We start from the raw sequence: 13,962 nt of genomic DNA on the forward strand, positions 1-13,962 counted from the left end.
CGTCACCGGATCCAGAGCTTGCCCAGGCTCAAGGGCACCGCATCGAAGGGAACGGCATTCACGGTTCCACTTCCCAGGTGCACCTCATGCAAGCGCCATTGGCCGTCCTGGAGGCGGTGGATCTCCAACCCCTCCGCCAGTGGATCGATGAACCACAGCCACTCCACGCCCGCCCGCGCGTAGACGCGCATCTTCGGGCCCCGGTCCCATCGGTAGGTGGACGGTGACAACACCTCGCAAATCCAATCCGGCGCCAAGGAGAAGACAGGCGTTCTTGGCATGTGCGGCATCCGCTCGCGGCGCCATCCCGCGAGGTCTGGCACCAGCGCATCCCCTGTTCCCGCGAAGCGCAGCTCCGGCTCATCCAGGATGAACCACCCACCGGGGCCATTACTGCCTTCGTCGAATGGCCCATCCAGCCACCCGCCGAGCTTCGACGCCGCCCGCGCGTGGGGAGACGCCGGCCTCGGACTGACGACCAGCTCCCCTTCGATGATCTCCCCCACCTTCGTCGGCGGCACGTCCTCCAGGACGGCGTACGTCACCGACTTCCCCTTCCCGCTCCCGTTTCCATCGCCCATGCGCGCAAGGATGCCCCCTACCCCTGACATCCTCAAGCCGACGCCTGACCTCATGCCCGGAACACGGGAGCAGGAAGACAGGCCCGCGCAGTGCTGGCCGCCCTGGAGCCTTTGAAAACAGGCTTACTTTGAATAATTCAAATCACGCCTGCCTGCGTGACGGGACGAGCGGTTCCGTGACACACTTTTCTCAATCGTTCTCACGGCCTTGGGGGGCGTCTGGGCATGTCCATGATGTGGATGGGATTGGCGCTGGCCGTGGGGGGTCGGCTCCCTCCCGACGGCGTCGCGCAGCTCCAGAAGGTGGACGGCGTGATGCCGCACCTGCGGCGGCTGGCGGAGGACCCGGAGGTGGTGCGGGCCATCCGCGCCCAGAACGCGCGCCGCACGCCGCTCGCCACCATCCAGCAGCAGGACGCGGAGTGGATGGAGACCCCGGCCCTCACCCCCCTCAAGCAGCGCGTGCTGGACGCCCCGTGCACGGGCGCGCTGCACCGCCTGCGGGAGCGGCTGGGCCCGGCGATGGCGGAGGCCTTCACCATGGACGACCAGGGCGCGCTCGTCTGCGCCAGCCGCCGCACGTCCGACTACTGGCAGGGGGACGAGGCCAAGTGGCGCCTCACCTACGCCGGAGGCCGGGGCGGCCCCGTGCTGCGCGAGGCCCCGTTCTTCGACGAGTCCTCCCAGGCCTACGTCATCCAGGTGTCCCTCCCCGTCCGCGACGGCGCCCAGGTCATCGGCGCGCTCACCGTGGGCCTGTCCCTGCTCGACCTGTGACGCCCCACCGCCTCCTCCCAGGGTCTTCGCGCATGCGCCTGCTGTCCGGTTTGAAGTTGCGGGGCCGCCTCACGCTGTGGGTCTGCCTGCTGCTCGTCGCGGCCCTCACCCCCGTCGTCGCGGTGGGCGTCCACGTCATCCGGCGCAACCTGGAGCAGCAGGTGCACGGCGTCCTCCAGGTGGAGGCGGACGGCCTGCGGGACCTCATCGAGGCGTCCCTGCGCGAGCGAGAGGCGAACGCCCGCGCGTGGACCGAGGACGCCATCGTGCGCGGCGCGCTCCTCTTCGACACCTACGCCAAGAGCGACGCGGTGCTCGCCTCCCTCAACGGCCGGCACACCAGCTTCGCGGGGCTGGTGCTGTTCACCCCTGACGGGCGCGCCGTCTCCGTGAGCCGGCCGGAGCTGCGCCAGGCCTTCGCGGGCCGCGAGCAGGAGGTGCTCGCCGCGCCCTGGTTCCAGACCGCGCTGGAGGACCGGCTGGACCCCGCCGTCCTCACGCGCGCCCTCACGAAGGAGGACCCCTTCCTCGCCCGCCCGGTGATGCCCCTGGCCCTGCCCGTGCTCAGCCCCATCTCCGGCGCGCGCGTGGGCGTGCTGCTGGCCGCGTACGACTGGGGCCAGTTGGAAGAGGTGGTCGCGGGCGCGCTCCAGCGCGCGCGGGACCGGGGACAGCGGACCTTCACCCTGGAGGTGCTCGCGCCCGACGGCGGCCGCCTCTTCAGCTCCCGGGCGGCGAACGCGCCGGCCCTCGTGGACGCCGTCCGGGCCGAGGCCCGCGACGACACCGCCCACTTCAGCGGAAGCCAGGGCTGGCGCTTCGTGGCGGCGCTGGACGCGCAAGAGGCCTTCCTGCCCCTCAGGCGCTTCCTCCAGCTCAGCCTGCTCGCGGTGGCCGCGCTCCTCGTGCTGGCCGTGCTGGCCGCCTGGGCCCTGGCGCGCGGCGTGACCCGGCCCATCACCACCTTGTGTGAGCTGGTGACCCGCGTGGTGCGCGAGGGCGACCTCACCCAGCGCGTGGAGTCCTGCGGCCAGCAGGACGAGGTGGGCGAGCTGGCCTCCGCCTTCTCCCGGATGATGGACCACCTGCGCGAGTCCACCACCAGCCTCCAGCAGGCCACCCGGGTGCTGGGGCAGACGGTGGGAGAGCTCACGCAGGCCACCGAGCAGCAGGAGCGCATCCTCACCCGGCAGGGCGCCGCCATCCAGGAGACGCAGGTCACCGCGAAGGAGATCCAACAGACCTCGCAGCTCGCGGCGGAGCGCTCGCAGGCGGTGCTCGCGCTGGTGGCGCGGGCGCGCGAGACGGGCGACTCCGGGCAGCTGTCGCTGGACGCCAGCCTGGACGGCTTCGAGCAGCTGCGCGACCACGGGGCGCGCCTGGCCGAGGGCATCTCCACCCTGCACGAGCGCACGCAGCAGATTGGCGGCATCACCCAGACGGTGAAGGACCTGGCGGACCAGTCCAACATGCTCGCGCTCAACGCGGCCATCGAGGCGGTCCGCTCCGGCGAGCATGGCAAGGGCTTTGGCGTGGTGGCGCGGGAGATCCGCGGCCTCGCGGATCAATCCATCCATGCCACCGACCGGGTGCGCGACATCCTGGAGGCCATCCGCGGCAGCCTCCGCGACACCGTGGCCCTCTCCGAGGAGGGACAGCGCCGCTCCGAGGTCGGCCTGGCCCAGGTGCGGGAGAGCGGCCAGAGCCTGCGCGCGCTGACGGACATCATCCAGGACAACGCGTCCGCGGCCCAGCAGATCGCCGCCGCCGTCATCCAGCAGAACGCCGGCATCGCTCAAATCTTCATGGCCGTCACGGACCTGTCCCGGATGATGGACGACACCCTCCAGGCCATGCACGGCACCCAGCGGATGACGGTCGCCCTGCGCGGCGTGGCCGAGCGCATGGAGTCCGTGGCCGGCGTCTGGCGCGTCTAGCCGGACGCGCCAGCCAGCCACCGCGTCAGACGCGCTTCTCCCAGCGGGGCGTGTCGTCGTCCACGGGCGCGTTCGCCACCTTGGACACCCAGTCCAGCGGCCCCTGCAGCGGGGCCCGGCCGTAGGCCCTGGCCGGGATGAACGCCCAGAGCAGCAGGTACAGCCCCGCGCTCATCCCCCCGGACGCGAAGAACATCAGCACGAACGCCACCCGCACCAGCGCCGGATCCACGTCCAACTCGCGGGCCAGCGACGCGCAGACGCCCAGGAGCGCCCGCCCCTCGCCCCGGTGCATCGGCACCGTCCGCGCACGGCAGTGCGGGCAGCGCTTCGCCTCCCCGGTCAGCTCCCTCGAACAAGCCCTGCAACGTGTCGTGACGTCCATGAGGTGACCTCTCCGTCAGGCCCCCGCTTGGCACAGGGGGGTCTCATTCCTACCTACGCAACCCACCGCGCGTTGATTGCCGTCCCCCTCCGGCGACGTGATTCCGGGGGGTTATGTCCGGCTGCGTCAGTGGATTTACAGATTTAATCCAGTTGATGTTGACAGCCTTACAGGCAAGCAGGTTCTGATTGACCAAGGCTTCCCATCCCTAGACGATGGGAGCATCTTTCAGCCCGTCGAACCGCTTTTACAACGCATCTCGTCAGGAGCCGACATGGACGCCAACACCTCCCAGAACCCCCCGGCCTTCGGCCCCGGCGTGACCGTGGAGGGGGCGTGGCATCCGGACTACGCGCAGGTGCTGACGCAGGACGCCATGGCCTTCGTGGCGAAGCTGGTCCGCACCTTCGGTGAGCGGCGGGAGGCCCTGCTGGAGCGGCGCAAGAAGGTGGCCCAGGCCTGGCGCAAGGGTGAGCGCCCGCACTTCCTGCCGGAGACGGCGGACCTCCGGAAGGGCGACTGGACGGTGTCCCCGGTGCCCGCGGACCTGCAGGACCGGCGCGTGGAGATCACGGGGCCGGTGGACCGCAAGATGATCATCAACGCGCTCAACTCCGGCGCCAGCGTCTTCATGGCGGACTTCGAGGACGCCAACAGCCCCACCTGGGACAACGTGGTGCGCGGCCAGCTGAACCTGCGCGATGCCGTGCGCAAGACCATCTCCTTCACGGCGGAGAACGGGAAGCACTACGCGCTCAACGACAAGCACGCCGTCCTCTTCGTGCGCCCGCGCGGCTGGCACCTGCCGGAGCGCCACGTGCGCATCGACGGCAAGCCCATCTCCGGCGCCCTCTTCGACTTCGGCCTCTTCTTCTTCCACAACGCGCGCGAGCAGCTGAAGCGCGGCACGGGCCCCTACTTCTACCTGCCCAAGATGCAGAGCCACCTGGAGGCCCGGCTGTGGAACGACGTGTTCCACCTGGCCCAGAGCGAGCTGGACATCCCGCGCGGCACCATCAAGGCCACCGTCCTCATCGAGACGCTGCCCGCCGCGTTCGAGATGGACGAAATCCTCTACGAGCTGCGCGAGCACTCGGCCGGCCTCAACTGCGGCCGCTGGGACTACATCTTCAGCTTCATCAAGACGCTCCAGTCCGACGCGTCCGTGGTGCTGCCCGACCGCGGGCAGGTGACCATGGACAAGGGCTTCCTCAACGCCTACTCGCAGCTGCTCATCCAGACCTGTCACCGCCGGGGCGCGCACGCCATGGGCGGCATGGCCGCCTTCATCCCCATCAAGGGCGACGCGGCCGCCAACGACGCGGTGATGGCCAAGGTCCGCGCGGACAAGCTGCGTGAGGCCCGCAACGGCCACGACGGCACCTGGGTGGCGCACCCCGGCCTGGTCCCCGTGGCGAAGGAGATCTTCGACGCGCAGATGCAGGGCCCCAACCAGGTGGCCAACAAGCGCGAGGACGTCCGCATCACGGAAGCGGACCTGCTCCAGGTGCCCTCCGGCACGCGCACGGAGGAGGGCCTGCGCCACAACATCCGCGTGGGCATCCAGTACACCGCCGCGTGGCTGGGCGGCCTGGGCTGCGTGCCCCTCTACAACCTGATGGAGGACGCGGCCACGGCCGAAATCTCCCGCGCCCAGGTGTGGCAGTGGCTCCACCACGGCGCCACGCTGGATGACGGCCGCAAGGTGACCCAGGAGCTGTTCCGCAAGCTGCTCGCGGAGGAGATGGCGCAGATGGGCCGCGAGGGCGCCGTCGAGCGCTACGGCCAGGCGCACATGGAGAAGTCCCGCGCCCTCTTCGAGCAGCTGTCCACCGCGCCCGCCTTCGAGGACTTCCTCACCCTGCCCGCCTACGAGGCCCTCGACCCTCAGTCCTGACGCCTTTTCCGAAGCACCGACGTTCCGACGTTTCTTCAACCCTTCACCGCAGCCCGAGGAGTCCTGGCATGTACGACGCGACGCCGACCACTTCCGATGCCTCCCCTCACGCGAAGCTCCACGCCCAGCGCTTCGAGGGAATCAAGCGCAACTACACCGAGAAGGACGTGGAGAAGCTGCGCGGCTCCATCCGCGTGAGCTACACGCTGGCGGAGCTGGGCGCCCGCCGCCTCTGGGAATTGCTCCACACGGAGGACTACATCAACGCGCTGGGCGCCCTCACCGGCGGCCAGGCCGTGCAGATGGTGCGCGCGGGCCTCAAGGCCATCTACCTGTCCGGCTGGCAGGTCGCCGCGGACGCGAACAACGCCGGCCAGATGTACCCGGACCAGAGCCTCTACCCGGCGGACTCCGTCCCCTCCGTGGTGAAGAAGATCAACAACTCCCTGCGCCGCGCGGATCAGATTGACCACGCGGAAGGGCGCAAGGACCGCAACTGGTTCGCGCCCATCATCGCGGACGCGGAGGCCGGCTTCGGCGGTCCGCTCAACGCCTACGAGCTGATGAAGGGCATGATTGAAGCGGGCGCCGCGGGCGTGCACTTCGAGGACCAGCTGGCCAGCGAGAAGAAGTGCGGCCACATGGGCGGCAAGGTGCTGGTGCCCACCAGCCACTTCGTGCGCACGCTGACCGCGGCGCGCCTGGCGGCGGACGTGATGGGCGTGCCCACGCTGCTGGTGGCGCGCACGGACGCGGACAGCGCCAAGCTCCTGATGAGCGACGCGGACGAGTACGACCACGCCTTCATCGACAAGGCGGCGGGCCGCACGGGCGAGGGCTTCTACCGCATCAAGGGCGGCCTGGAGTGCGCCATCGCGCGCGGCCTGGCGTACGCGCCCTACGCGGACCTCGTGTGGTGCGAGACCAGCACCCCGGACCTCGCGCAGGCCAAGGCCTTCGCGGAGGGCATCCGCAAGCAGTTCCCCAACAAGATGCTCGCGTACAACTGCTCGCCGTCCTTCAACTGGAAGAAGAACCTGGACGACAGCACCATCGCGAAGTTCCAGCGTGAGCTGGGCGCCATGGGCTACAAGTTCCAGTTCGTCACCCTGGCGGGCTTCCACGCGCTGAACTTCTCCATGTACGAGCTGGCCCGTCAGTACAAGGACCGCGGCATGGCGGCCTACAGCGAGATGCAGCAGTCGGAGTTCGGCGCGGAGAAGCACGGCTACACCGCCACGCGCCACCAGCGCGAGGTGGGCACCGGCTACTTCGACCAGGTCGCCGAGGTGATCTCCGGCGGCAGCGCCAGCACCCTGGCCCTGCACGAGTCCACCGAGGCCCACCAGTTCTAGGCCCGGCGGATCCGCCCACCCGGCGGTGAAGGCCCGGAGGCCGCGACGTCCCAGGGGAATTCCCCCGGGATTTCGCGGCCTTCGCCTTTCTCCCATGGGGAGAGGCAACTTCCCCGGGGCCCGGGCGATAATGGGGAGAACGAACTTGAAGCCCCCAAGGCACGCCCAGGCGTGCCGGAAGCCGACCGGGGCCTTTGACGGGAGCCGCCATGAACCGCATCACGTCCCTCTCCGGTCCGCGGGTGCAGCCGGCCACGACGAACACCGCCTCCTCCGTGTCGGGCAGCCGCTTCGGCTCGCTGATGTCGGGCGCGGCCGCGCAGGCGCCCAAGGCGGGCGCGCAGCTGTCCGGCGGCTCCGTGGTGTCGGCGGCGCTGGCGCAGATGGGGGCCACGCCGCACGGCGGGCTGGTGAACGCCTACACCGCGGGCGCGACCTCCACGCCGGTGAACGTCACGGGTCAGCAGCCCCAGCAGCAGGCCGCGGCCTCGCAGACGGGCGCGGAGCCCCAGAGCGAGGAGATGAAGGCCATCGAGGACCTGGCCATCATGTCGTCGGTGTCCCTGTCCCAGTCCATCCTGCACATGGGCGGCATGAAGGTGGACCTGGAGCGCGAGTAGTCCCTCGCCCCAGGCCGTGCCTCACGGCGGCTGACTTCATGAAGCCCTGGGGGAGACCTCAGGGCTTTTTCTTGTCGCTGTCGGCGTTGTACTTGTCGCGGATGCCGTCGTGCCGGTGCCGCGTGTCGTTCCAGGGCTCGTCCGCCTCGGTCCGCTGGCCGCCGTTCTGCCCGGTGACGTCGTTGAGCTCCTCGGGGCGCCCTTCCGCGGGCACCCGGTCGCCGTCCTCGTCCGGGTCCTTCTGCTTGCTGGGGTCCAGCGGGATGCCGGCGCTCTTCTTGAGGTATTCGTCCTTGGGGTCCATGCCGCCATTCCTCCCTTGAGCCCTCAAGGTGGTGACGGGGTGCCGTTCCGGGAGCGGCCTGGCAGCCAGGGGGCCCCCTCCTCAGTTGAGGTACTTCGGCTTCGCGGGACCCGCGGGGGCGGGGGCCTGGGCCTTCATCATCTCCAGGCCCTGGCGGGTGAGGACGAAGCGGACCACGCCGGAGCCGCGCTCGGTCTCGATCTCCGCTTCAAAGGCGGGCCCGGCGATGCCGCCCAGGGACACGTCCTTGCGCAGGTTGTTCACGCGGCCGGAGAGCAGATCGCCCGCCACCTCGCGGGAGCCCTCGCCGCGCGAGTACAGCTCGAAGGCGGCCTCGTGCAGCGTCATCGCCAGCGCCGGGGTGAGGGGCTGGGAGCTGAAGAGCACGGAGATGAGGAGCCAGTAAGGCGTCTGTTCAGCCATCGCGCGAGTGTAACGGGTGCGGCTAGCGGGCGCGCGGCTGTCTGCGGGCGGCGATGGCCTCCGCGAGCACGCCCTGCGCCCTCCAGTGGCCATACAGGCGGCCCTGGGACGCGAGGAAGTCCAGCCGCTGCCGGGTGCGCGCGTCCAGGCGGCCAGGGGCCGCGTCGCGGTACGGCGTCCCGGGCAGCGGCATGAAGGTGTGGCCGTGCACGCGGGCGCCCAGGTCGGACAGCCGCTGCATGAGGTCCAGGGTGGCGTCCACGTCCGAGGGCTCCTCGCCGGGCAGGCCCAGGATGAAGTCCACGTTGGGCACGAAGCCGCCCTCCACCGCGAGCCGCGCGGCGCGCACCACCGTCTCCACGTCGTGGCCGCGCCGGGTGGCCTGGAGGATGCGCTCGGAGCCGGACTGGCCGCCGATGATGAGGTTGTCATTGGCCACGTAGCGCTTGAGCAGCGCCAGGGCCTCCGGGGTGACGTGCTCCGGGCGCACCTCCGAGGGGAAGGTGCCGTAGTAGATGCGCCCGTCCGGGGCCATGGCCTCCATCACGGCGGCGAGCAGTTCCTCCACGGCGGCCAGGTTCACGGTCTCGTCGGGGGTGCCGTAGGACAGGGACGTGGGGGTGATGAAGCGCAGGTCGCGCCGGCCCGCGCGGCGCAGCTCCCGGGCCCAGTGGGCGATGTTGGCGACGGTGCGGTGCCGGAAGCGCGCCTTGGACATGAAGGGCGTCTGGCAGAAGCGGCAGGCGTAGATGCAGCCGCGGGTGATCTCAATGGCGCCGAACTTCACGTGCTTCGCGGCGAACGGAGGGAAGTCGTCCAGGCGCACGCCCTCGCCGTGGCCGTGCTGCACGAGCTTGCCGTCCTTGAGGTGCGCGGTGCCGTGCGTGGTGCGCGGGTCCTCGCCCGCGAGGACGCGGGCCAGCAGGGCGCGCAGGGTGTGTTCGCCCTCGCCCACGGCGACGAGGTCGAAGCCGGCCTGGAGGGTCTGGAGGGTCTCGGCGGTGGCGTGCACGCCGCCCGCGATGCAGAGCACGTCGCGGCCCTCCAGCCGTTCGCGCACCCAGGTCAGCTCCTCCACGGAGGGGCCGAAGCTGGCGGAGTAGAAGGACCACGCGGCGACGACGGTGTCGCCCGCGTCCACGCGCTCGCGCACGGTGGTCAGCAGGTCCTCGCGGTTGCGAGGGAAGTGCAGCGACACGCCCGAGAGCGCGGGGTCCGCCTCCACGGCGCCGGCGAGCACGGTGAAGGCGTACTTGCCGGGGTACTGGTAGCTCAGGACGAGCGAGACCTTGCGAGGCGTCTGCGGCATGGCGGCCGGGGATGATGCCACAGCGCGGTCAGAGGAAGCGGCGCTCCCACTGGCGGACCTCGGCTTCGGTGAAGAAGCCCCATTCCCCCTGGTGCGCGTAGAGCCAGGGCTCCAGCACGCGGGCCAGCTCGCGGTACGCGGGCAGCGTGTCACCGGACTCCAGGTCCCCGGCTTCGGGGACAGGGCCCAGGGACACCAGGGCGCGCTCCGGGGACAGGGCTTCGACCTGGGTTGATGGGGAATGCAGCCGGGAGCGGAGTGCCTCCGCGCCGCCCAGTTCGTTCAGGACCGGGGGCCCCAGGAACGTGAGCCAGGCAGGGGGACGGAGCTTCGTGCCCAGGGAGAGGGCCAGCTCGCCTGCCCGGTTCAGGTCGAAGCCCGGGTGACGCCGGGTCACTTCACGCAGGCGCGGCGTGAGGGTCCGGGGCCAGGAGCCCACTTCAAGTGAGAGCCCCGCGTGCCCTGAGTTCCAGGGCAGCTCACGCCCCAGGTCGATGGCCAGCGAGCGGATCCACTCCGGCCCCCGCTCCTCCAGGAACTCGATGGGCAGCCGGAACTCCACGGCACAGGTACGCTCCTGCTCCTCTTCCTCGAAGCCGACCACCGCGCTGCTCCGCCCTTGGTAGTTGAAAGCGATTCCCGTCACGGAGTCGGGGCGCTCGATCAGCTCGACCAATGCAGAGGTTGCCAGCAGCCGCTTTCGCATGACGGCGTCACCCTCGGAGTCCAAAGGCTGCCAGTCTCCCGAGGAGTCTACGTACCAGCCAGGCTGGCGCGGACTGATGGCCAGACGATAGCGCTCCAGTGCTTGCCACACGGCCGAGGCCATCACCTCGTGGGGCTGCCGCATGTAGAACGCGATGCTGATCCCCTCCCGCACGAGGACCACCCACTGGTCCTCGATGTCGATGCCTTCACGAATTGTTGGGACTGGCCGGCTCATTCCGTGACTCCAAAGTTGGGAGATACCAGCTGGGGCTTCTGCTCGCTCTTGAGCATCTGCTGATAGAGCTGGCCCTGTTCCTTTGCAGCGAACGGGTGCCCGTCAGGATAGGGGTCCCATCGGGGAAAGTTGGTCACCGGGCACGGGAACTTGAAGTCATAGACCCGCTGCACCTGGAGCGGGTTCCCCAAGGCGTGCAGCACCACATCCGGTGCGATGGTCCCCGTCAGCAGGAAGAACTGTCCGGCGGCCAGCCAGCGCGCCACCTCCTCCGGATCCAACCACCGCGTCCGGCCCATCTTCGCATCCCGCAGGTAGCGCGGCTCCAGGCTGAACCGTCCCGCGTCCGTTTTCCCCAGCTCCTGCTGCACGCACGCCAGCGCCGCCTCGTGCTTCGCGTTCCCCAGCAGCACGCCCCGCTTCACCGTCCGCCCGTTCGCGTCCACCACCTGCTCCTCGCAGATCGCGCGACTCGTCCGCTGCCCGGGCCCCAACATCCGGTCGTTCACTTCCAGGTTCGCCCGCTTCGCGCACTCCACCAGCACGTGCTCCACGCGGGCCACCTCCGCCGCATCCCACAGGCGCATCACCGCCGCGGCCTCCGCGGCGCGGACTGCCGCGCGTGACAGCCACGGCAGGATGGCGTCCTGCCCCACCTGGGACGCACACGCCGGGTTGCGCAGACAGCCCGCCGTCGCGGAGTCCATCGCGATCTGCGAGTAGCTTCGCGGCCTTCGCACCTCCGGGCCCGCGCACGCGGTCCACAACAGGAGGCAGCACAGCCACCACATCCACCGGGGAGGAGTCATTCCGCGCCTCCTCGCATGGAAGCGCGGGCTCCTTCAACCCGCCTCCCGCCCCGGACGCACCGGAGCGGGAGGGCCCTTCACCTGCCGCTCAGCTCCGGCGACGACGCGCCCGCGCCAGGCCCAGGAGCCCCAGCAGCGAGAACGCGGCCATCGAACCACCGCCCGTGGAGCACCCACCGCGGAGCTCCACGTTGCCCTCGTCCAGCGGAGACGGCTTCACGCCCGTGCCCGTGCCCGGGTCCACCGGCGTGCCCGCGTCCACCACCGGCTCCTCCTCCGGATCCACCGGCGTGCCCGCATCCACCACCGGATCCACCGGCGTGCCCGCGTCCACCACCGGGTCCACCGGGGTGCCCGCGTCCGCCGGCGTGCCCGCGTCCACCACGGGGTCCGGCTCCGGCTGCACCACCGGGAACACGTCCTCGCGGCTCGTCGCCTGGATCATCCCGTCGTGGTAGACGACGCCCACCGGCGAGATGGTGTCGGCCCGGTACAGCCCCAGCTTCAGGTAGTTGTTCTGGCCAGAGAACATCGTCATGGCCTTGGTCTTCTTCAGCACCTGAACGCCGTTGTGCCACAGCTCCACGTAGCCCACGGACGCGTCCGGGGACCACTTCACGTGGAAGATGAACTCCTGCCACGCGCCGCGCTTGAGCGGAGTGCTCCACACCGTGCCGCTGTCGTTCAGCGTCAGGCGGATGAGCTCGCCCTTCACGAAGAACTCCACCGGCGGCGACCCGCAGCACCCGTCGTGGTGCCACTGCGTGAAGAGCTGCCACGCGTCCACGCTGGGGAAGTCGTTCGGGAACATCACCTTCCAGCGGTACCAGTACTCCGACCCCACCTTCTCGTTGCTCAGGTACACCAGCTCATTGCGGTTGCCGCTGGAGTTGATGGGGTCATCGCCCTGCTTCACCGTGGCCTTGAGGGCGTACTTGCCCTCCGACACCGGGCTCGTCACCACCTGGAGCCGGTCCGAGCTCACCATCTGTTCCGTGCTGTACTGGGAACGGTTTCCCGTCTCGAAATCGCCCCGCCAGACGATTTCCGCCGCAGCGAGGCTCGGGAGCAGACAAGCCGCGAGCCAGAGGTGCAGTGCTTTCAATGAGGAGTCCTTGGGGGAGGGGGAAGGCTTGATGCTTTGCTTTCAAACTTCGACAGCGATTGGCAGCAATCATTCCCTGTCTTCATTCCGCCGCCAAACCATTCCCAGACGCCTGACAACAGGGCATGCGGGCAGGCGGGCCCTCTCCTGGATTGAGCAATGTTTCACGTCGGGCGCGGCCCGCCCGTACCCAGCGAGCGGACGGGGGAGGGGTGTCCTGAACGCAACGCGTCATTGACAAGGGAGCATGCAGGGGGCTGACGGGACGGGGGCGTGGTGTAAGGTCACGGGCCCTTCCGGCGCTCCCTTCCTGGGGCGCCCTTCTGCGTGCCCCATGCTCGTGTTGCGAGACGTCCAGAAAACCGACTTGCCCGGCCTGAAGCGTCTTGCCGCGGTGCTGAACACGGTCAACCTGCCGAACAACGAGGAGACGCTCGAGGCCATCATCGACAAGTCGGTGAAGAGCTTCGCCGGCAAGGTGAAGGACCCGTTCGAGCGCGAGTACCTCTTCGTGCTGGAGGACGTGCGCAACAACCTCATCATCGGCACGTCGATGATCATCGCCCAGCACGGGACGTATGACGCGCCGCACATCTACTATGAGGTGAGCGAGCGCGAGCACTACTCCGCCTCGCTGGCGCGGCACCTGCGGCACAAGGTGCTGTCCATCGCGTACAACTACGAGGGCCCCACGGAGATTGGGGGCCTGGTGGTGGACCCGCCCTACCGCGCGACGCCGGACAAGCCCGGCAAGCAGCTGTCCTTCGTGCGCTTCCTCTTCATCGCCATGCACCGGCGGCTGTTCCGGCCGCGCGTGCTGGCGGAGCTCCTGCCGCCGCTGCTCCCGGACGGGCGCAGCCTCTTGTGGGAGGCGTGCGGGAAGAAGTTCACCGGGCTCACCTACCTGGAGGCCGACCGGCTGAGCCGCCAGAACAAGGAGTTCATCAAGGAGCTGTTCCCCTCGTCGGACATCTACGCGTCGCTGTTCCCGGACCGCGTGCAGAAGGTGCTGGGGGAGGTGGGCCCGGCCACGCGCGGCGTGCAGCGGATGCTGGAGCGGGTGGGCTTCCGGTACGTGGAGCGCATCGACCCGTTCGACGGCGGCCCGCACTTCGAGGCGGACACGGCGGACATCTCCCTGGTGCGCCGCTACCGCACGGTGAAGCTGGCGGACGAGGACTTCGAGCTGGAGGGCGACGACGTGCTGGTCGCCGCCGAGCGCGAGTCCGGCCGCAACCGCTTCCGCTCCGTGCGCTGCCAGGCCCGGCTGGACAACACCGTCATCTACCTGCCCGCGCGCGCCAAGGAGATATTGGAAGTGAAGCCGGGCGCGAAGCTGTCCATCATTCCGTTCGAGTAGCCCGCACCACGCGCCAGTCCCCGCGCAGGAGCGACAGCCAGCGCTCCCCGGCCTCCAGGCCGGGGCCCTCCGGTGGCACCAGCGCCAGCGCCAGGTGCGTGTCCGGGCGCACGGCATCCAGGGACGTGGGGTCCAGTCAGCGTCCCGCCGCCCGCAG

Annotated in this window: 14 protein-coding genes and 1 pseudogene; 6 read left to right on the plus strand and 9 right to left on the minus strand. The window is 69.8% G+C overall.

Going from position 1 to position 13,962, the window contains the following annotated elements; all coding sequences use genetic code 11:
* Positions 1-2 precede the first annotated feature (2 nt).
* Positions 3-581, minus strand: a complete 579-nt coding sequence (locus tag ACLEQD_RS06930; protein ID WP_370469454.1) for a Uma2 family endonuclease — start codon at positions 579-581, stop codon at positions 3-5.
* 225 nt (positions 582-806) lie between these two features.
* On the opposite strand from ACLEQD_RS06930, the gene ACLEQD_RS06935 reads away from it, so the two are divergent.
* Together ACLEQD_RS06935 and ACLEQD_RS06940 are read left to right on the plus strand one after the other, a co-directional pair.
* Positions 807-1,358: a PDC sensor domain-containing protein gene (locus ACLEQD_RS06935; protein ID WP_410382716.1), complete on the plus strand. Its 552-nt coding sequence runs from the start codon at positions 807-809 to the stop codon at positions 1,356-1,358.
* A gap of 32 nt (positions 1,359-1,390) precedes the next feature.
* Positions 1,391-3,295, plus strand: coding sequence for a methyl-accepting chemotaxis protein (locus ACLEQD_RS06940; RefSeq protein ID WP_410382718.1), 1,905 nt, complete (start codon positions 1,391-1,393; stop codon positions 3,293-3,295).
* A gap of 25 nt (positions 3,296-3,320) precedes the next feature.
* Here the strand turns inward: ACLEQD_RS06940 and ACLEQD_RS06945 are convergent, their stop codons facing one another.
* Positions 3,321-3,680: a PspC domain-containing protein gene (locus ACLEQD_RS06945; RefSeq protein ID WP_410382720.1), complete on the minus strand. Its 360-nt coding sequence runs from the start codon at positions 3,678-3,680 to the stop codon at positions 3,321-3,323.
* Positions 3,681-3,954: 274 nt separating this feature from the next.
* On the opposite strand from ACLEQD_RS06945, the gene aceB reads away from it, so the two are divergent.
* The 3 genes from aceB to ACLEQD_RS06960 all read left to right on the plus strand — a co-directional run bounded on the left by aceB (position 3,955) and on the right by ACLEQD_RS06960 (position 7,552).
* Positions 3,955-5,577, plus strand: coding sequence for a malate synthase A (gene aceB / locus ACLEQD_RS06950; RefSeq protein WP_410382722.1), 1,623 nt, complete (start codon positions 3,955-3,957; stop codon positions 5,575-5,577).
* A gap of 68 nt (positions 5,578-5,645) precedes the next feature.
* Positions 5,646-6,932, plus strand: coding sequence for an isocitrate lyase (aceA, locus tag ACLEQD_RS06955; protein ID WP_410382723.1), 1,287 nt, complete (start codon positions 5,646-5,648; stop codon positions 6,930-6,932).
* 209 nt (positions 6,933-7,141) lie between these two features.
* The gene (locus ACLEQD_RS06960; RefSeq protein WP_410382725.1) at positions 7,142-7,552 is read left to right on the plus strand and encodes a hypothetical protein; all 411 of its coding nucleotides are present in this window, start codon (positions 7,142-7,144) and stop codon (positions 7,550-7,552) included.
* Between the two features lie 58 nt (positions 7,553-7,610).
* On the opposite strand, the gene ACLEQD_RS06965 is transcribed toward ACLEQD_RS06960, so the two are convergent.
* From ACLEQD_RS06965 to ACLEQD_RS06990, 6 genes are all read right to left on the minus strand, one after another.
* A complete protein-coding gene (locus ACLEQD_RS06965) occupies positions 7,611-7,856 on the minus strand; it encodes a hypothetical protein (RefSeq protein ID WP_410382726.1) in 246 nt (81 codons plus the stop codon).
* An 81-nt stretch (positions 7,857-7,937) separates the two neighbouring features.
* Complete coding sequence (locus tag ACLEQD_RS06970) at positions 7,938-8,279, minus strand: hypothetical protein (protein ID WP_171412030.1); 342 nt, start codon at positions 8,277-8,279, stop codon at positions 7,938-7,940.
* 22 nt (positions 8,280-8,301) lie between these two features.
* The gene (locus tag ACLEQD_RS06975) at positions 8,302-9,588 is read right to left on the minus strand and encodes a TIGR04013 family B12-binding domain/radical SAM domain-containing protein (RefSeq protein WP_410382728.1); all 1,287 of its coding nucleotides are present in this window, start codon (positions 9,586-9,588) and stop codon (positions 8,302-8,304) included.
* 28 nt (positions 9,589-9,616) lie between these two features.
* The gene (locus tag ACLEQD_RS06980; protein WP_410382730.1) at positions 9,617-10,531 is read right to left on the minus strand and encodes a type VI immunity family protein; all 915 of its coding nucleotides are present in this window, start codon (positions 10,529-10,531) and stop codon (positions 9,617-9,619) included.
* Positions 10,528-11,340: a hypothetical protein gene (locus ACLEQD_RS06985; RefSeq protein WP_410382732.1), complete on the minus strand. Its 813-nt coding sequence runs from the start codon at positions 11,338-11,340 to the stop codon at positions 10,528-10,530. The genes ACLEQD_RS06980 and ACLEQD_RS06985 overlap by 4 nt, the downstream gene beginning before the upstream one ends.
* Positions 11,341-11,428: 88 nt before the next feature.
* Complete coding sequence (locus ACLEQD_RS06990) at positions 11,429-12,328, minus strand: polysaccharide lyase (protein ID WP_410382733.1); 900 nt, start codon at positions 12,326-12,328, stop codon at positions 11,429-11,431.
* 451 nt (positions 12,329-12,779) lie between these two features.
* Between ACLEQD_RS06990 and ACLEQD_RS06995 the strand changes: the two genes are divergently transcribed.
* Entirely contained in the window at positions 12,780-13,805 is a 1,026-nt protein-coding gene (locus ACLEQD_RS06995) for an arginine N-succinyltransferase (RefSeq protein ID WP_410382735.1), read from the plus strand.
* On the opposite strand, the pseudogene ACLEQD_RS07000 reads toward ACLEQD_RS06995, so the two are convergent.
* Positions 13,789-13,962 (minus strand): annotated as a pseudogene (locus ACLEQD_RS07000) (transglutaminase domain-containing protein); the annotation flags it as partial. The gene ACLEQD_RS06995 and the pseudogene ACLEQD_RS07000 overlap by 17 nt on opposite strands.

The organism is Corallococcus sp. 4LFB (assembly GCF_046520365.1).
Taxonomy (GTDB): Bacteria; Myxococcota; Myxococcia; order Myxococcales; family Myxococcaceae; genus Corallococcus; species Corallococcus caeni.